This is a genomic window from Arthrobacter jiangjiafuii (assembly GCF_018622995.1).
In the GTDB taxonomy this organism is placed as follows: domain Bacteria; phylum Actinomycetota; class Actinomycetes; order Actinomycetales; family Micrococcaceae; genus Arthrobacter_B; species Arthrobacter_B jiangjiafuii.
Genome location: NZ_CP076022.1, coordinates 800,059 through 817,939 on the forward strand (window position 1 = coordinate 800,059; position 17,881 = coordinate 817,939).

At 66.4% G+C, this 17,881-nt stretch carries 17 protein-coding genes; 12 read left to right on the forward strand and 5 right to left on the reverse strand.

Annotated elements, in window-relative coordinates; genetic code table 11:
* Nucleotides 1-114: 114 nt before the first annotated feature.
* The gene (locus KKR91_RS03870) at nucleotides 115-1,137 is read right to left on the reverse strand and encodes a nucleoside hydrolase (protein WP_210230029.1); all 1,023 of its coding nucleotides are present in this window, start codon (nucleotides 1,135-1,137) and stop codon (nucleotides 115-117) included.
* 121 nt (nucleotides 1,138-1,258) lie between these two features.
* Here KKR91_RS03870 and KKR91_RS03875 point away from each other — a divergent pair, with 121 nt between their 5' ends.
* From KKR91_RS03875 to rbsK, 6 genes are all read left to right on the forward strand, one after another.
* The gene (locus KKR91_RS03875) at nucleotides 1,259-2,167 is read left to right on the forward strand and encodes a DUF5996 family protein (RefSeq protein ID WP_210230030.1); all 909 of its coding nucleotides are present in this window, start codon (nucleotides 1,259-1,261) and stop codon (nucleotides 2,165-2,167) included.
* A 91-nt stretch (nucleotides 2,168-2,258) separates the two neighbouring features.
* Nucleotides 2,259-3,212 (forward strand): sugar-binding transcriptional regulator, encoded by a 954-nt coding sequence (locus KKR91_RS03880; RefSeq protein WP_210230032.1) that lies wholly within the window; start codon nucleotides 2,259-2,261, stop codon nucleotides 3,210-3,212.
* Nucleotides 3,213-3,312: 100 nt separating this feature from the next.
* Nucleotides 3,313-3,972, forward strand: coding sequence for a deoxyribose-phosphate aldolase (deoC, locus tag KKR91_RS03885; RefSeq protein ID WP_210230034.1), 660 nt, complete (start codon nucleotides 3,313-3,315; stop codon nucleotides 3,970-3,972).
* Nucleotides 3,972-5,315: an L-fucose:H+ symporter permease gene (fucP, locus tag KKR91_RS03890; protein ID WP_210230035.1), complete on the forward strand. Its 1,344-nt coding sequence runs from the start codon at nucleotides 3,972-3,974 to the stop codon at nucleotides 5,313-5,315. The genes deoC and fucP overlap by 1 nt, the downstream gene beginning before the upstream one ends.
* Nucleotides 5,293-6,315, forward strand: a complete 1,023-nt coding sequence (locus KKR91_RS03895) for an aldose 1-epimerase family protein (RefSeq protein WP_210230037.1) — start codon at nucleotides 5,293-5,295, stop codon at nucleotides 6,313-6,315. The genes fucP and KKR91_RS03895 overlap by 23 nt, the downstream gene beginning before the upstream one ends.
* Nucleotides 6,316-7,233 (forward strand): ribokinase, encoded by a 918-nt coding sequence (gene rbsK / locus KKR91_RS03900; protein WP_210230040.1) that lies wholly within the window; start codon nucleotides 6,316-6,318, stop codon nucleotides 7,231-7,233.
* Between the two features lie 65 nt (nucleotides 7,234-7,298).
* Here the strand turns inward: rbsK and KKR91_RS03905 are convergent, their stop codons facing one another.
* Entirely contained in the window at nucleotides 7,299-8,375 is a 1,077-nt protein-coding gene (locus KKR91_RS03905) for a 2,3-butanediol dehydrogenase (RefSeq protein WP_210230042.1), read from the reverse strand.
* A gap of 343 nt (nucleotides 8,376-8,718) precedes the next feature.
* On the opposite strand from KKR91_RS03905, the gene KKR91_RS03910 reads away from it, so the two are divergent.
* The 5 genes from KKR91_RS03910 (at nucleotide 8,719) to KKR91_RS03930 (ending at nucleotide 13,699) form a co-directional block, all read left to right on the forward strand.
* A complete protein-coding gene (locus KKR91_RS03910; RefSeq protein ID WP_210230044.1) occupies nucleotides 8,719-9,174 on the forward strand; it encodes a DUF3817 domain-containing protein in 456 nt (151 codons plus the stop codon).
* Nucleotides 9,175-9,534: 360 nt separating this feature from the next.
* The gene (locus KKR91_RS03915; protein WP_210230046.1) at nucleotides 9,535-10,500 is read left to right on the forward strand and encodes a carbohydrate ABC transporter permease; all 966 of its coding nucleotides are present in this window, start codon (nucleotides 9,535-9,537) and stop codon (nucleotides 10,498-10,500) included.
* On the forward strand, nucleotides 10,497-11,414 hold the full coding sequence (locus tag KKR91_RS03920; protein WP_237686596.1) for a carbohydrate ABC transporter permease: 918 nt from the start codon (nucleotides 10,497-10,499) through the stop codon (nucleotides 11,412-11,414). The genes KKR91_RS03915 and KKR91_RS03920 overlap by 4 nt, the downstream gene beginning before the upstream one ends.
* A gap of 69 nt (nucleotides 11,415-11,483) precedes the next feature.
* Nucleotides 11,484-12,872 carry an ABC transporter substrate-binding protein gene (locus tag KKR91_RS03925; protein ID WP_210230048.1) on the forward strand — a complete coding sequence of 463 codons (1,389 nt, stop codon included), beginning with the start codon at nucleotides 11,484-11,486 and terminating at the stop codon, nucleotides 12,870-12,872.
* 44 nt (nucleotides 12,873-12,916) lie between these two features.
* Nucleotides 12,917-13,699, forward strand: a complete 783-nt coding sequence (locus KKR91_RS03930) for a glycerophosphodiester phosphodiesterase (protein WP_273544951.1) — start codon at nucleotides 12,917-12,919, stop codon at nucleotides 13,697-13,699.
* Here the strand turns inward: KKR91_RS03930 and KKR91_RS03935 are convergent.
* Genes KKR91_RS03935 through KKR91_RS03945 form a run of 3 tightly spaced genes read right to left on the reverse strand, consistent with a single transcriptional unit; the run spans nucleotide 13,696 to nucleotide 16,193 of the window.
* A complete protein-coding gene (locus KKR91_RS03935) occupies nucleotides 13,696-14,553 on the reverse strand; it encodes an SDR family oxidoreductase (RefSeq protein ID WP_210230050.1) in 858 nt (285 codons plus the stop codon). The two genes, KKR91_RS03930 and KKR91_RS03935, sit on opposite strands and share 4 nt — an antisense overlap.
* Nucleotides 14,554-14,560: 7 nt before the next feature.
* Nucleotides 14,561-15,262, reverse strand: coding sequence for a type 1 glutamine amidotransferase domain-containing protein (locus KKR91_RS03940; RefSeq protein ID WP_210230052.1), 702 nt, complete (start codon nucleotides 15,260-15,262; stop codon nucleotides 14,561-14,563).
* A gap of 52 nt (nucleotides 15,263-15,314) precedes the next feature.
* The gene (locus tag KKR91_RS03945; RefSeq protein WP_210230054.1) at nucleotides 15,315-16,193 is read right to left on the reverse strand and encodes an aldo/keto reductase; all 879 of its coding nucleotides are present in this window, start codon (nucleotides 16,191-16,193) and stop codon (nucleotides 15,315-15,317) included.
* Nucleotides 16,194-16,365: 172 nt separating this feature from the next.
* On the opposite strand from KKR91_RS03945, the gene KKR91_RS03950 reads away from it, so the two are divergent.
* Complete coding sequence (locus tag KKR91_RS03950) at nucleotides 16,366-17,865, forward strand: aldehyde dehydrogenase family protein (RefSeq protein ID WP_210230056.1); 1,500 nt, start codon at nucleotides 16,366-16,368, stop codon at nucleotides 17,863-17,865.
* Nucleotides 17,866-17,881 lie beyond the last annotated feature (16 nt).

The window sequence follows — 17,881 nt, forward strand, 5'->3', positions numbered from 1 at the left end:
GGGGATCGGGGCAGTGCACCCAAGGCGCCCCGTTCAGCCTAGGGGCGGCCGTTAGTCGGGAACAAGGGGGCCGGACAGTGGTTTGCGCCACTACGCCGGCCGGCGTAGTGGCGGCTACGTGAGAGGGGCCTGCCGCTGGATTGTCTGCAGGAAGGTAGCGGCCATCAGCGGGTGGTCCAGCCCGACGGCGACCTCGATGACTGGCACCGGACCCGCATCTCCGTGGTGCTCGCTTTCCCCCGGCTGCAGCCGGCGGTCCACCAGGGTCTGCCCGCGGCTGTGCCCGTTCAGTTCCACCCGCACCGGATAACGCGCCAGCTGCACCGTTTCCGGAACCGCGATCAGGCAGGCGGCACCGGCGTCCCCGAGCGTCACCGGCGCCAGGCCGGCGGTGTCCGGCCCGGTTCCGCTGCCGCCTTCAGCATCCGCCCGTCCGCGCCGGCCGCCGACGGCGAGGACCTCGCCGACCAGGCGGGCGCCGTCATCGTTCATCTCCGCGAACGGAAGGTACTGCTCCGGCGTCAGGGTCGCCTGGACAAAGACGTCCAGCCCGTACATCACGGTGGGGATGCCGCTGTGGATCACGATCGTCAGGGCCTCGGGATCGTGCCAGGCGTTGAATTCGGCGTGCGAGGTGGCGTTGCCGATCCCGGCGGAGCCGCCCATGAAGACGATCCGCTCCAGCTTCCGGGCAGTCTGCGGATAGGCGCGCAGGAACAGCGCCACGTTGGTCAGCGGGCCCAGGGCCAGCAGGGTCACCGGGGCCGGCGCGTCCTCAATGGTCCGGTGCATGAGTTCGACGGCGGCTAGCGGGCTGGGGGCGTGCGGATTCCGCGGCAGCTCGAGGCCTCCGAGGCCGTTGGCGCCGTGGAAGGCATGGGCATCGCGCCACTCGTTGATCAGCGGCTGCTCCGCGCCGCGGGCCACGGGAACGCTGCCGGCCCCGGCCGCGTGCAGCACATCCAAGGTATTGCGCACCACCTGGTCCACGCCGGTGTTGCCGGCCACGCAGGTCACCGCCAGCAGATCGATCCGCGGATCGCGGGCCAGGAACACCAGGGCCAGGGCGTCGTCCAGGCCGGTGTCGACGTCGGCGATCACGGCCGTGCGGGAGGGGACAGGGGCGGGGGTATTCATGTGGCAGCTCCGGGGTTTGGGGTTTCAGTCTAGCCAGCCCCGCCGCCGTCGTTGACCCGTATTACGGGCGGCCCACACACTGGAGAGGACCCGGCCCGCCGCCGATCGAGAGGCGAAATCCATGGACAAGCGATTCCTGAATTATCCGGATTGGCAGGACACCGCCGACACCCTGCACCTGTTCCTGCAGATGGCTGGGAAGGTAAAGGTGGAGCGCGGCTACAAACGGCCCGAATGGGGTCACGTCCGGATGTATCTGACCATCCAGGGGATTGGCACGGGCATCATCCCGGCCCAGGACCGCAATTTCGAGATCTACTTCAACCTGGTCCACCATCATGTGGATGTCCAGGACAGCCTGGGGAACAGGACCCGCATCCCGCTAGGCGACGGACTGAGCGTCGCAGATTTCCATGGACAGCTGATGGGGGCGCTGGACTACATCGGGACGCCGACGCCGATCAACCCGGTGCCGCAGGAGTTCCACGATCCCACCCCCTTTGACCAGGACACGGAGCACCACTCCTATGACCGGGCTGCGGTGGAGCTGTTCCTGGCCAACCTGCACTTTGCGCACCGGTCCCTGACCGGCTTCCTGGCTCCTATGCGCGGCAAGACCGACATGCCGGCGTTCTGGTTCGGGACGATGGACCTGTCCGGAATCGTCTACAGCGGCCAGCCGGCGCCGTATTCGGGCTCGGACATGATCGGCCGGAACGCCTTCGATGAGAAGTTGTGCGAGTTCGGTTTCTGGCCCGGCGACACCAAGATCCCCGTTCCGTCCTTCTATGCCCTGCCCTACCCGTTCCTGGCCAGCATCGGCAGTTACGGGACCCTGCTGGCGCCGGAAAAGGCCCATTTCCTCACCCCGGAGAGCGAGTTCCTTTTCAGCCTGGAGGACGCCTTCGCCGCGCCGGATCCGCAACAGGCCGTGGGCGAGTTTTTCCGCTCCACTTTCACCATCCTGCAGCGGCTGGACCGGTGGGACGACCTGGACTGGATCACTGAACCGCTGACCTACCGGAAGTAGCTGCACCGGCAGCCGCCGGACCCGTTTGCGTCCCGGGGATGGAACAATCACCTGTGTGCGGCTCATGGGGAGAAGCAAAGAGGGGGCACCAATGGATGCGCGGGACGAACAATCGCTGGACGCGATAAAGCTCTATTACGACGAGGGGCTTTCGCAGAGCGAGGTGGCGCAGCGGCTGGGACTGTCGCGCCCCACTGTTTCCAAGCTCATCCAGTACGGCAAGGACCGGGGCTACGTCACCATCACTATCCACGATCCGCGGGAACGGGAATCATCACTGGCGGCCGAGCTGCGCGCCGCCTTCGGGCTGCAGGAGGTCCGCCTGGCCGTCCTGCCGGAGAACGGCGCGAACCTGAGCGGTGAGCTGGGCAAGGTCGGAGCGGCGGTACTCACCGAAAACGTGACCGACGGCGACCTGGTGGGCGTCACCTGGGGCGAGACCATGTACGCCGTGGCGAAGAACCTCAGCCACCAGGAGCGGCGCGGGGTGGAGATCATCCAGCTCAAGGGCGGAGTCTCCTACACCACCCGGGCCACGAATGACTTCGAGACCATCACCTTGTTCTGCAACGCCTTCGGCGCATTTGCCCGCACCCTGCCGCTGCCGGTGATCTTCGAGTCCCTCGAGGTGAAGCGCCTGGTGGAGGGGGAGAAGCACATCCGGCGGGTCATCGAAATGGGCCGCGAGGCCGACGTCGCGGTCTTCACCGTGGGGGCGATCCGCCCCGACGCCATGCTGTTCAACCTCGGCTACCTGAGCGAAACGGAGAAGGCGGGCATCGCCGCCCGGGCCGTGGGGGACATCTGCTCGCGCTTTTTCGACGACGACGGCAACGCCTGCGTGCCGCAGCTGGACGAGCGCACGGTCGGCATCACCCTCGAGGACCTGCGCGGTGTCCACACCCGGCTCCTGGTTGCCGGGGGAGAGGAGAAGGTCCAGGCTATCGAGGCCGCACTGCGGGCCGGATTCGCCACCCATCTGGTGGTGGACCAGGACACCGCCCGGAAGGTCCTGCACCTGACCCGGCAGCGGGCGGCGAGCTAGCCCGCCCGGCTGGCGGTACATATGTAAAACCTGAATTTGACATGTGTTCCAGCCCACTCATACAGTGAGGAAAATCCCTCAACGAGGAGGCTCACCTCACATGTCCCAGACTTCGCAGCTCATCGATCACACCCTGCTTGCCCCGACGGCAACAGCCGGGCAGATCGACACCCTTGTCCAGGAAGCCGTTGACCACCAGTTCAAAACGGTGTGCGTCAACCCGACCTGGGTCAGCCGGGCCCACCGGGCCGCCGAGGGCACCCCGGTGGGCATCTGCACCGTCATCGGGTTCCCCCTGGGCGCCTCCACCACTGCCGTCAAGGCCTTCGAAACCACCGACGCCATCGCGAACGGTGCCGACGAAGTGGACATGGTCATCAACGTGGGCTGGGCGCTGGCCGGAGCCTGGGACGACGTCGAAGCGGACATCCGCGCCGTCGTCGAGGCCGCCGCGGAATCCCCGGTGCTGGTCAAGGTCATCCTGGAAACCTGCCTGCTCACCGCCGAGCAGACGGCCGAGGCCTCCCGCCGGGCCGTCGCAGCCGGCGCCGACTTCGTGAAGACCTCCACCGGATTCTCCAAGCACGGCGCCACCGTGGAAGCGGTGCGCATCATGCGCGAGACCGTCGGCCCGGACCTGGGCGTCAAGGCCTCCGGCGGCGTCCGCACCCCGGAAGACCTCGCGGCCATGGTCGACGCCGGTGCTTCCCGTGTCGGTGCCTCGGCCGGAGCGGCGATCCTCGCCGGAAGCGCGCAGTAATGCTGATCAAGAACTCCGCCGTGCAGCAGCCGGATGGATACCTCAGCCGCATTCCGTACTTCCAGTTCCTGCTGATTTCGCTCTGCTTCCCGCTGTGGGGAGCGGCAGCCAGCCTGAACGACATCCTTATTACGCAGTTCAAGTCCGTCTTCACGCTCAGCGACATGGCCACTGCCTTTGTCCAGTCCGCCTTCTACGCGGGCTATTTCATCATCGCCATTCCGGCCTCCCGCATCATCAAGCGGTTCTCCTACAAGGTCGGCGTGATGATCGGCCTGGCCGTCTACATCCTCGGCTGCGCACTGTTCTTCCCGGCCTCGCACATGGCCACCTACAGCATGTTCCTGGTGGCACTGTTCGCGATCGCCGTCGGACTGAGCTTCCTGGAGACCGCCTGCAACACCTACTCCACCATGCTCGGCCCGAAGAAGACCTCCACGCTGCGCCTGAACATCTCGCAGACCTTCTATCCCATCGGCTCGGTCCTGGGCATCCTGCTGGGCAAGTACCTGGTCTTCACCGACGGTGACTCCCTGGACGCCCAGATGGCTACCATGACGGCCGCCGAAAAGGCCGCCTTCAGCTCCGAAATGCTGCAGCGCACCCTGCTGCCGTACCGGTACATCATCATGATCCTGGTGGTCGTCTTCATTGTCGTGGCGCTGACCAAGTTCCCGCACTGCAAGCCGCTGGTCGACAAGACGCATGAAGCCACCGCGAAGATCGGCGAAACCCTCGCCTACCTGCGCCGAAATAAGGCCTTCCTGCGCGGCATCTTTACCCAGTTCATGTACGTGGGCATGCAGACCGCGGTCTGGTCCTTCACGATCCGGCTGGCGCTGGACCTGGATGACTCACTCAATGAACGCACCGCAGCCAACTACATGGTCTACGCCTTCATCGCCTTCTTCGTGGGCAAGGTCATCGCCAACTTCCTGATGGCCCGGTTCAACGTGAACACCGTGCTGGTCGCCTTCTCCGCGGCGGGCAGCCTGGCCATTGTCTACGTGATGTTTGTTCCGAACATGAGCGCGGTCTGGGCTGCAGTGCTTGTCTCCGGCCTCTTCGGCCCCTGCTGGGCCACCATCTTCGGCCGCACGCTGGACTCGATCGAAGACAAGCGCCACACCGAGACGGGCGGCGCAGTCCTCATCATGGCGATCGTGGGCGGTGCGGTGATTCCGGTGCTCCAGGGCCTGGTTTCGGACCTGACCGGCTCCATGCAGCTGGCCTTCGTGGTCTCCCTCCTCTGCTTCGTCGTCGTGCTTCTGCACTTCCGGCACCTCCGCCGGACCGAAACCGCAGAAGGGCGGGTTGAGCATGTATCGCATCAGCCTGCGTAAGGAGCACTTCTCGGCTGCGGCCGTGACCCTGGCCGAATCGGCGGAATTCACCGTGACCGGCCACCGGTACCCCAGCGGCGTGGAGTCAGTGACCGTTCGCAACTCGCGCGGCAAGGTCGAGGTGCTGCCGTTCCTCGGACAGATCATCTGGGATGCCGAGTTCGACGGCGTGAGCCTGCGGATGGAGTCCACCTTCAGTCAGCCGAAAAAGAGCACGCTGATCGAGGACACCTACGGCTGCTTCGGTTTCCACTCCGGACTGCTGGCGGCCGGCTGCCCCTCGCCGGAGGACGACCATCCCCTGCACGGCGAGTTCGCCTGCGCCGACTTCGACGAGGCCTGGCTGGAAATCGACGCCGGCTCCGTGGCCGTCTCGGGCCGTTATGAGTATGTGAAGGGCTTCGGCCACCACTATGAGGCAGTGCCGCACGTCCGCCTCCATGCCGGAGCGGCGATGTTCGACATCGACCTGGCCGTCACCAACCTTTCGGCGGCACGCACCATGCCGCTGCAGTACATGTGCCACCTGAACTACGCCTACGCCGACGGCGCCCGCATGTCCCAGTCACTGCCCGACGGCGCGTTTGCGCTGCGGGAGAGCGTGCCGGCCCATGTGACGCCCACGCCGCGCTGGACGGCCTTCAACGAGGCCATCCAGGCCGGCACCGTGGCAACGGACCTGCTGGACTCCCCGCAGGAGTACGACCCTGAGATTGTGTACTTCGCCGAGGACCTGGACCGATACGGTAAAGACCTGGAGTTCCGCATGGAACGCACCGACGGCACCACGTTCTGCACCCGCTTTTCGAGCAGTGACTTTCCCGTGGCCACCCGTTGGCTGCTGCACAACGCAGACCAGAAGACAGCGTCGTTTGTCCTGCCGGGAACGTCGCGTCCGGAAGGGTTCCTCGCTGCCCAGGCGGCCGGAACCCTGGTGGAGCTGGCCCCCGGCCAGAGCCGCACGTTCCATGTCAGTACCGGCATCAAAGAAGAGGCGTAGATGGACATCGCAGTAATCGGCTCCAACATGGTGGATCTCATTTCCTACCTCAACCGCATGCCCGCTGAAGGCGAAACGGTGGAAGCCGCCGAATTCCAGATGGGATGCGGCGGCAAGGGCGCCAACCAGGCCGTGGCCGCGGCCCGCATGGGCTCCTCGGTCCTGATGGTGACCCGCGTGGGCGACGACGTATTTGCCCAGACCACCCGGGCGAACTTCGAGGCCAACGGCATCGATACCACCTATGTGCTGTCCTCTCCGGGCCCCAGCGGGGTTGCACCGATCTTCGTGGACGAGAACTCCCGCAACTCGATTGTCATCGCCAAGGGAGCCAACGCGTTCCTGACCCCCGAAGACATTGAAAACGCAGGCACCGCCATCGCTGCGTGCTCGCTGATCGTCCTGCAGCTCGAAGTGAACCTGGAGACCGTCTACGCGGCCATCGACTTCGGCAACCGGCACGGCATCCCCGTGCTGCTCAATCCGGCGCCTGCCAGCGCGGACCTGGACTTTGCCCAGGTCGCCAAGTGCGACTACTTCGTTCCGAACGAAACGGAACTGGCGCTGCTGACCGGCATGCCGGTGGACACCGATGACCAGGTGCGCGCCGCGGCCGGAACCATTCTGGCCAAGGGCGTGCCCAACGTCATTGTCACCATGGGCTCGCGCGGAGTGCTGTGGCTCAGCCAGGACGGCGCCGAGCTGATCCAGGGCCACAAGGTGGCGGCGCTGGACACCACCGGAGCCGGCGATTCCTTCATTGGCTGCTTCAGCCACGCCCTGGTGAAGACCGGGGATGTCCGCGGCTCGCTGCTCCTGGCCAACCGGTACGCCGCAGTCTCTGTCACCCGCCGGGGTACGCAGACCTCGTACCCCACCCGTGCGGAGTTCGAAGCGGCTCCGGCCGGCCGGAGCTGACCCGGATCCAAGGACGGGGCACCCGCCGAGCACCCGGACGGGTGCCCGGCCGGTGCCCGTTCGTGTTACAGGCCCTCGCCGGAGGGCGAAACCAGAATCTTCACCGCCGACTCGTTGCGGTTGATCAGGGTATCGAAGCCCTCATCGACCAGCCCCTCCAGACCGATCTTCCCGGTAATAAAAGGAGAGAGGTCAATCTGGCCGGATTCAACCATCTTGATCACCGCCGGATGGGAGTTGACGTACGCGATGGTGCCACGCAGGTCGATCTCCTTCATGACGAGTTTGTGCATATCGAAATTGGCCCGCTTGCCCCAGATGGATACCACGACCAGCACACCGGTGGGCCGCAGGGCCTCCATGAGCGTGTCCAGGACGGCCTGGACGCTGCTGCATTCAAAGGCGACATCAGCGCCCTTGCCGCCGGTGAGCCTCCGCACCTCCTCGGTGACATCGGCGACGGCCGGATCCAGCGCATGGTCGGCCACCCCGGAATCGAGGGCCTTCTGCCGGCGCAGCGGACTGAGTTCTGAGATCGCCACGGTGACGCCCAGGGCCTTGAGCACCGCTGCCGTCAGCAGTCCGATCGGCCCGGCCCCGCCCACCAGGGCAAAGTCGCCGGCCTTCGCCCCGGAACGCTCGACGGCGTGATAGCCCACGGAGAGCGGCTCGATCAGGGCGGCCTGGTCCAGCGGCACGGAGGAATCGATGGGGTGCACCCAGCGCCGCTGCACCACGACCTTCTCGCCGAGGCCGCCGCCGCGTCCGGCCAGCCCGATGAAGTTCATGTCGGGGGAGAGGTGATAGTCGCGGCTCTCCGGCCCGGTGTCGACGTCGTCCCGGATGATGTAGGGCTCGATCACGACGTGCTGGCCGACCTCAATATCGTCGACGCCCTCACCGACGGCATAGACGACACCGGAGAACTCGTGGCCCAGGGTGATGGGCAGGGATTCGCCCGAAATGGGATGGGGCTGGCCCTGGGCGGGCGCGAAGATCGGGCCTTCAAGGTATTCGTGCAGGTCGGTGCCGCAGATGCCGCACCAGGCGACGTCCACTCCCACCGTTCCCGGGCTGAGAACCGGCTCGGGCAGGTCATCTATCCGGATATCACCACGGTCGTAGTAGCGGGCCGCTTTCATGGGTGCTCCTCCCGTTCTTCGGCGCGGAGGCTCCACGCCGCGGCTTTAATGCTAGGCGGGCCACCGGCCCGGCGGAACACCTGCAGCGGCCTGTTCCTGCCCCGGGACCGCACGTACAAAGGATGCTGGTGATCCGGAATATGAACCGCTCGACGTGCCGAAGGTCCGCTGACGGGCGGCCGAGTCCGGCCGGCGGTCCATCAAACGGTTGATCTTGCTCGCACCGACGGCTTTCCATGAGGGCCGCCCACCGCCGCCGCGATACGATACTGACCATCCGTTGGCAACCTGTTCCTGGTCCGGCGGAATGGCCGCAGCATCCGAAGCGCACCGAAAGAGCCCGATGACACCCCGCACCCTGTTCCGCTCCCTGGCCTTCGCCGAGGCCGTCACCTGGACCCTGCTCCTGGCCGCCATGTTCGCCAAGTACGTCCTGGACAACGAGGCCTTCAGCCCGATCGCCGGCGGCCTGCACGGCTTTGTCTTCCTGTCCTACGCCGCGAGCACCGTCTTTGTGGGCGTGAACCAGAAATGGTCTCCTGCCACGATCTTCCTCGGCCTGGCCACCGCGGTAATTCCGTATGCCACTATTCCCTTCGAGCGGTCGATGGACCGCAGGAAAAAGCTCGACGGCGGCTGGCGCCTCGCCCCGGGCGGCGAGGCTCCCGCGGGCTTCGCGGAAAAGATCCAGGCCGTGGTCCTGCGCCGTCCGGCCGTCTCGGTGGTTGTGGTCCTGGCGGGCATCGCCGTGGTCTTCAGAGTGCTGCTTTACCTGGGCCCGCCGGTGTCATTGAGCTGATTTCCGCAGCGGATTCCGCCGCGACAATGAGAAGGTGCCGTTCCCGACGTCGGGAACGGCACCTTCTGCCGTTTACAGGTATTTGTCCCGTAGCAATTGCGCGGAAAAGACCCGATGCGCCGCAGGGCCTTAAGTATGCCGGCGGCACCGGAAGTTCACCTTCTGTTTCCTTGCTTTCGTTTAAACCGGTTGGGTAATGTGGCCTAAGGCACATTACCTAGGCGCAGAGCCGCGCCCAAGAACCATGGACGGAAATGACTGAATGAGCATTATTTTCAAGGGATTGCCGCGGCAGGACGGATCCGTCCGCTGTCCGATTGCCGCAAACCTGACCGGGGCGCACTGCTCCCGGACCGGAGCATGAGTCCCGCCGCCGAGCCGGCCCCCACGACCGTTAAGGCACCTCCGGCCCCAGCGCGCGCCGCCGTCAAGGTCCCGGGGGAGCGGGCCGCGGACAAGGGGAGCATCAAGGCCTGGTGGTATCTGCTGCCGGCGCTGCTCGTTTTTGCCGCGTTCCTGTTCTATCCCCTGGGACGGTCGGTCTTCCTGTCCTTCCAAGGCAGCGACCTCTTCGGCCGGCCGGCCGGATTCGTGGGGCTGGACCATTACCTGCGGCTGTTCACGGATTCCGGGTTCGCCACCGTCATGGGGGTAACCCTGGGCTTCACCGTCCTGACCGTGGTCCCCTCGATCGTCCTGGCCCTGGCCCTGGCGTTGCTGCTGCATCAGAAAATCAAGGCGGTGCGGTTTTTCCGCACGGCATTCGCCCTGCCCTTTGCCTATTCGGTGGCCACCGCATCGGTGATCTTCGGAGTCATGTTCAACCAGGCCACCGGCGTGCTCAACGGCATGCTGGCCTTTTTCGGGCTGGACCGGGTGGGATGGCTGACGGACCCGGCGTGGGCACTGCTTTCGGTGTCCCTGGCCACGGTCTGGATGCAGCTCGGGTACAACCTCCTGGTCCTTTCGGCCGGGCTCGGGGCGGTAAACGATGACATCGTCGAAGCCGCCCGGCTGGACGGCGCCCACGGCTGGCGGATGCAGCGCTCCATCATCATGCCGCTGCTGACGCCGCAGCTGTTCTTCCTGCTGGTCACCGGCACCATCCATGCCCTGCAAAGCTTCGGCCAGATCCATATCCTCACCAAGGGCGGGCCGCAGGACAGCACCACCACCCTCGTCTACTCGATCTACGAGCAGGCGTTTGCCAACAACAACTCGAACTTCGGCTATGCCTCCGCGCAGGCTGTCGTGCTGCTGATCATCGTGGTAGCGGTGTCTGCGGTCCAATTCGGCGTCCTGGAGCGAAAGGTGTTCTACAAATGAGCCGCACCGCAGTCCCCGCCGCAAGCAGCACCGGGGCTGCCGGTGCCGGAGCCCCGGGCCGGCCCGGTCCCGTTATGCGGAAGAGGCAGCGCCGTCCGCTGACCCTGGGCCGTGTCCTGACCTATCTGGGGCTGTCCGCCGGCGCCGTCGTCGTCCTCTTTCCGGTGTATTTCGGTTTTGTCGGATCCTTCATGGGCCCCGGAGACATCAATTCCTATCCCGCCTCGCTGTGGCCCTTCGACGGGTTCCGGGTGGAGAACTACACCGGCGCCCTGGGCAGCATCCCGCTGGGCCGGCAGTACCTGAACTCGGTAGTGATGGCAGGCCTGATCACGCTGGGCCAGCTGCTCACCTCGCTGCTGGCCGCCTATGCGCTGGTGTTCCTGAAGGTCCGAGGGAAGGCCTTCTGGTTCGCGCTGTTCATGTGCTCCATGATGGTCCCCTCCGAGGCCATCATCATTCCGAACTACCTGACCATGAGCTCGACCGGGCTGATGAACACCATTCCGGCGCTGGTGCTGCCGTTCCTGGCCCACGGGTTCGGGATTTTCCTGCTCCGCCAGGCGTTCCTGTCCTTCCCGATGGAGCTGTGGGAAGCCGCGCGGATCGACGGTGCCGGGCATTTCCGGTTCCTGGTCTCGGTCCTGGTGCCCCTGTCCAAGCCAACGCTGGCAGCCCTGGGCATCTGGTCCTTCCTCTCCGCCTGGAACATGTACTTCTGGCCGCTGCTGGTCACCCAGACCCCGGAGATGCAGACCATCCAGATCGGGATCACCCAGCTGCGGTCAGCCGACAACTTCAACGCCGGCCTGGTGCTCGCAGGCACCGTACTGGCCATCATTCCCACCCTGCTGCTGGTGATCTTCGGCCAGCGCTTCATCGTCCGCGGGCTCACCGCAGGCTCCATCAAATAACCCACCCGCACCACTGAAGCGCCATCCGGAGCAAGCGGTTCCGGTCCGAACCTCGAAGGGGAACAGTCAATGCGAAACACAACACGAGGCCGCAGCCTGCCGCTGGCAGCCAGCGCCGCCGCCCTGGCCCTGGCACTGTCCGCCTGCGGCGGCTCAGGGACATCCGGAGAGAACGGAGCTCCAGCAGCCGATGTCCTGGAGAACGCCGACGGCGTGACCGAGGTCAATTTCTGGCACTCCATGGACGGCACCAACGGGGAAACCCTGGACGGCCTGATCAAGGAATTCAACGATGCCAATGACAAGATCGAGGTCAAGAGCGTCTACCAGGGCGACTACGACACCACCATCACCAAGTACAAGGCCGCGGTCCAGTCCGACAGCACGCCCAGCATGGTGCAGATCTACGACATCGGCACCCAGTTCATGATCGACTCTGGCGCCGTGGTGCCCACCCAGGCCTTCATTGACCGCGACGAATACGACGTCTCCGACCTGCAGCCGAACATCGCCGGGTACTACTCCATCGACGACGAGCTCTGGTCGATGCCGTTCAATACCTCCATGCCGGTCCTCTACTACAACAAGACGCTCTTCGAGGCTGCCGGCCTCGATGCCGAAACCCCGCCGCTGACCCTGGCCGACGTCGGCACTGCCGCCGGCAAACTGTCCAAGGTGAACGGCGGACCCGCGGAATTCGGGTTCAACGCGGCCATCTACGGCTGGCTGCTCGAGCAGGAAATCGCCACCAACGGCGGCCTGTACTGCGGCCCGGACAACGGCCGGGCGGGGGAGCGCGCGGGCGAGTTCACGTTCAACAACGACGGCGCCGTGGAGTTTGTCGACTGGTGGAAGGACATGGTTGCCACCGGAGTGGCCGGCAACACCGGCCGGGCCACCGCCGATGCGCAGAACGCGTTCAAGAGCGGCACCATCGGCATGACGCTGGAATCCACCGGTGCCCTGGGCGGCATGCAGAAGGCTGCCGACGAGCAGGGCTTCGAACTGGGCGTGGGCTTCTACCCGCGGATCGAGGAGAACGAGTCAGGTCCGATCATCGGCGGCGCCTCGCTCTGGATCTCCGAGGAAGGCCATTCCGACGCCGAGAAGGAAGCGTCCTGGCAGTTCATGAAGTTCCTCGCCGAGCCGGCAACCCAGGCCACCTGGCACACCGGCACCGGCTACTTCCCGATCTCGGTGGGCGCCCTCGACGAGCCGAAGGACGTGGCCTGGCGCGAGCAGTACCCGCAGTTCGACGTCGCCGTGCAGCAGCTTGCCGACACGAAGCTGACCCCGGCCACCCAGGGCTGCTCCGCCGGCCCCATGCCGCAGGCCCGCAAGGCCGCGGAGGACGCACTGGAAGGCGCACTGCTCGGCGGCGACAGCGAGACCGAGCTGACCGAAGCAGTGACCGAGTTGAAGCGGGAAATCGACAGCTACAACGGCTCGGTACAGTAGGGCTGCACCAGCACCACAGAAACCGGAAAGGGCAGGAAAAGGCCATAGCACGTCCACAGGGGCACCGTCCGCTCGTTGTCGGCCATCGAGGCAACAGCGGGCTGGCCCCGGAAAACACAGCCGCAGCCTTTGCCTCCGCCCTGGCGGCCGGCGCCGACATGATTGAGACCGATGTCCGCCTCAGTGCGGACGGCGAGTTGTTCCTCTTTCACGACGGCACCGGCCGCCGCACCACCAACATCGCCGAGGTATTTCCGGACCGTGCTGATGATCCGATCACGTCCTTCACCGCAGCGCAGCTGCGGCGCCTGGACGCCGGCTCGTGGTTCGGGGAGCAGTTCCGCGGCGAACCGATCCTCTTCTTCTCCGAGCTGCCCGCAGCCGTGGACTTCAGCCTCGGCATCAACCTGGAGATCAAGGCCCCGGCCGAATCACCGGGTGTGGAGCAGGCCCTGGCTGCTGCCCTGGCCGGCGAAGCCGACTGGAAGCGGCTGGCACAGCAGCAGCCAATCGCCGTCAGCTCCTTTGACCATGCCTCGGTGCGGGCCTTCCACGAGGCTGCACCTGATGTTGCCGTGTTCCAGCTCGTGGACGGGATTCCGGACCAGGCCCTCCTGGCCGGCGCGCGCTGGCTGCAGGGCGTCGTGGCCAACCATCTCAGCCTGACCGCGGAGTCCGCCGCCGCCGTCCGGGCCCTGGACCTGGGGCTGTGGGCCTACACGGTTAACGGAGCCGAGTACACGGAACGCGCGCTGGACACTGGCCTCGACGCCGTGATTACCGACTTCCCCGGAACCCTGGTGGAACGGCTCAGCGCCCAGTCCTAGGCATGCCGGACGCCGGCCCCGGACAGCACGGCGCGATAGCCCTCCCTGAACGTCGGATAGGCAAAGCCGAACCCGGTGCCGCGCAGCCGGGCGTTGGACAGCTTCCGGTTCCCGCCCCGGCTGGACCCGGCGGTTTCCGCTGGATCCGGCAGCTCCCGGCCCAGCTCGTCCGCGAGGAACCGCAGCACCTCGGCCAGGTCCACCGGCTCGTCGTCCACGCCCACATACAGCGGTGCGGGATCCGCCACCGCGGTGGTGAGGTGCACGATGGCGGCGGTGGCGTCGTCGCGGTGGATCCGGTTGGTCAGCTGCGGGGAGGCGGGCACGACGGCGGTGCCTGCGTTCACCGAGTCGATCAGCCGGGTGCGTCCGGGCCCGTAAATGCCGGACAGCCGCAGCACCACCGCGTCCGGACGGCGCGCGTGCAGCAGCTGTTCCGCCTCGAGGATCACGGCACCGGTTGCGGAGGCCGGCGCGGCCGGTGTCTGTTCATCCACCCAGTTGCCGCCGGCGTCGCCGTACACCGCGGTGGAGGAGACAAACAGGATCCGCCGCGGATGCACGCCGTCGCGCTCCAGCGCGTCCAGCACATTGGCGGTGCCCTCCACATAGGCGGCCCGGTAGGCCTCCTCGCTGCGGCTGCCGGCGGCCACGGCGATCACCACGACGTCGGTGTCCGCGGGAATGCGCGGCAGCCCGCCGCTGCGGCCCGTCAGATCGGCGGCCTGCCCGGTGAGCGGGGCGGGAATTTTCTCCGGGCTGCGGCGCCAGCCGAGCACGGAAAAGCCGGCCGCGGCGAACCGCAGGCCGGCTTCCGTGCCCAGATCACCGCAGCCGGCAATCAGGACAGACACGTCAGTCCTACTCGGCCAGCGCGGAGAGCACGGCCTTGGCCACGTCTTCGCTGGACTGGGGGTTCTGGCCGGAGATCAGGTTCCGGTCGCGGACCACAAAGCTGGACCAGGCGGGACCGGTCTCCACGATGGCGCCCTTGTTGCGCAGCACCTCTTCGACAAACCAGGGAGTGTTCTCTCCGGTGCCGCCGCCAAGCTCTTCCTCATCGGTGAAGACGGTCAGCTTGCGGCCGGCAAAGATGAAGCCGCCCTCTTCGGTTTCGGCGCTCAGCAAACCGGCCGGGCCGTGACAGAACGGAGCGATGATCTTTCCGTCCTTGTCGGCTGCAACGAGAATCCGTCCCAGGTCCTTGTCGAAGGCCAGATCCGCCATGGGGCCGTGTCCGCCCGGCATGATGACGGCGTCGTATTCCGCGATGTCCGCGTCCGTGAGGGGCAGCGGGGAGGAGAGCTCGGCGTCGATGAAGGCAAGGTAGTTGGTGAAGGCCACGGCCTTCTCTTCGCCCCCGGCCTGCGACGGGTCCAGGCTGACCGCATCCACGGTGGGCTTGGTGCCGTTGGGGGTGGCGATGCGCACCGTGTGGCCGGCTTCGCGCAGGACGCGGTGCGATTCCACGAGCTCCTCGGCCCAGAAACCGGTGGGATGCTCGCTGCCGTCCTTCATCGTGAGGGAATCGGCTGCTGAAACGACCATGAGAATGTTTGCCATGCGGAAGTGCTCCTTTGGTGGGGAAAGGCTGTGGGGTGCTGCCGGGGAGTGCTTACTTACCGGCGGTCTGGCTGGCGGCGTCGAGCTCTGCGTAGGTGGCGTCGTCGAGCACCAGGTCCGCGGCGGCGAGGTTCTCCTCGAGGTGCGCGATGGAACCGGTGCCCGGGATCGGCATCATCACGGGGGAGCGCCGCAGCAGCCAGGCCAGTGCCACCTGGGAATCGGTGGCGTCCAGGCGCTTGGCGGCCTCGGCGACAGGGCCGCCGGGCTGCGCGAGCTCGCCCGCGGAGATCGGAGCCCACGGGATGAAGCCGATGCCGTTGGCTTCGGCGTATTCCAGCACGTCCTCGGAGGAACGGTCGGTGAGGTTGTAGCGGTTCTGCACGGTGGAGACGGTGAAGTACTCGCCGGCGGCCTTGAGCTGGTCCACGGACACCTGGGACAGGCCCAGAGCCTTGACCTTGCCTTCCTGCTGCAGGTCGCGCATGACGGCGAACTGGTCTTCGGCCGGGACCTTGGGGTCGATGCGGTGCAGCTGGAACAGGTCCAGGGAGTCCACCTTGAGCTTGCGGAGGCTCAGTTCCACCTGCTGGCGCAGGTATTCGGGACGGCCCACCGGAACCCAGGCATCCGGACCGGTGCGGACAAAGCCGGCCTTGGTGGCGATGCGCACGCCGTCGGGATAGGGGTACAGGGCCTCGGCGATGATTTCCTCGCTGATGTTCGGTCCGTAGGAATCGGCGGTGTCAATGAAGTCCACGCCCAGTTCCACGGCCCGGCGGACGACGTCGACGGCGGCGCCGCGGCTTTCGGGCTCGCCCCAGACTCCGGGGCCGACGATGCGCATGGCACCGAAACCTAGACGGCGGACCGTGCCCAGGTCCGAGAGATCAATGGTCAGGGGGACGGGGGTTACGCTCTGCTCGCTCATATAGGCGGCAACACGGCACTGATCGGGCTTATTCCTCAGCGTGCTTCGGGTCTCCGCGTTCCCGCCGCCGGGAACGGCCTTCGGAATCCTGTTGTTCGGGCACTTTGGGTGGGCTACCTTGTACGCAACCCAGCGGTCTCAATCCGGGCTCAACACAGAGAGGTGTTAGAAAATGACGACGACTTCGGAGGCGTCCGCCCAGGTGGTTACCGGGCTGTACATCAATGGCGAGCCCAGGAGGACGCAGGACAACCTGGCCGTTGCCGATCCCGCCAAACCCGGGTCGGTTGCCGGCTACGCGGCGGCGGCCTCGACGCAGGACGTGGCGGATGCCGTCGGTGCCGCCAAGGCCGCCTTTCCTGGCTGGTCCGCGTTGTCCCCGCAGGAACGGGCGGCGCAGATGGCCGAGGCCATAGCCGGCATCGCCGACCTGCGGGACGAGGACGCTGCCATCCTGTCCCGGGAGAACGGCAAAATTGTCATGGAGAGCTGGGTGGACACCCTGGTCTTTGAGATCCGCTGGCAGCTGGCGCTGGCCCTGGCCGGGCAGGTGGAGCAGGACCAGATCCTGGAACCGGCGCCGGGCATCCCGGTCACCACCACCGTCTCCTACCAGCCGCTGGGCGTGGTGACCGTGATCGTGCCGTTCAACTGGCCGGTGGCGATCCTCGGAGCGTCGCTGCCCCATGCCCTGCTGGCAGGGAACACCGCCATCGTGAAGCCGCCGCCCAGCGCGCCCCTGGCCACCACCCGGATTGTGCAGCGCGTTGCCGAAAAGCTGCCGCCCGGAGTGCTGAACGTGGTCACCGGCCGGGACGCCGACCTGTCCGGCCTGATCCAGAACGACGACGTCGCCAAGGTCTGCTTTACCGGCAGCGTCAACGGCGGCAAGCGGATCATGGAAATGGCCTCCGCGTCGCTGACCCGGGTGACCCTGGAACTGGGCGGCAACGACGCGGCGCTCATCCTCGAAGACGCCCTGCTCGATGCCACCCGGCTGGACCGCCTCCACGCCGCCGTCTTCGACACCACGGGCCAGATCTGCATGAATGCCAAGCGCATCTATGTCCACCGCTCCCGGATGGAGGAACTGGTGGCGGGGCTGTCCGCCCGGTTGGAAAAGACCGTCCTGGGCTACGGGCTCGACGAGGGAACCACCATGGGGCCGCTGCACTCTCCGGTGCAGAAGGCCTTCGTGGAAGACCTGGTGGACGAGGCCCGGGAATCCGGGGCCGAGGTCCGCGAGTTCGGCGAATTCCCCGCGGATCTGCAGCTGCGCGGCGGAAACTTCCTGCGGCCGGCGCTGGTGATTGATCCGTCGCCGGAGCTGCGCGTGGTCACGCAGGAGCAGTTTGGGCCGGTCATCCCGATCATTCCCTTTGACGACGAGGACGAGGCCATCGCGATGGCCAACGACACCTGGGCCGGGCTCTGCGGTTCGGTGTGGACGGAAGATCCGGCCAGGGCCAACGCGGTGGGGTCCCGGCTTGAGTGCGGGTATGTGTGGGTCAACGACCACGGCGCCACCCGGCTGGACCTGCGTGCTCCGTTTGGCGGTATGAAGTACTCCGGCATGGGACGGGAACAGGGAATCCAGGGTGTGCGGGCCTTCCAGGACACCCGGTCCATTGCCCACCTCGACGAGGCCGCTGCCGCCGCTGCCGCCCACTGACGTCCGCGAAAGGACC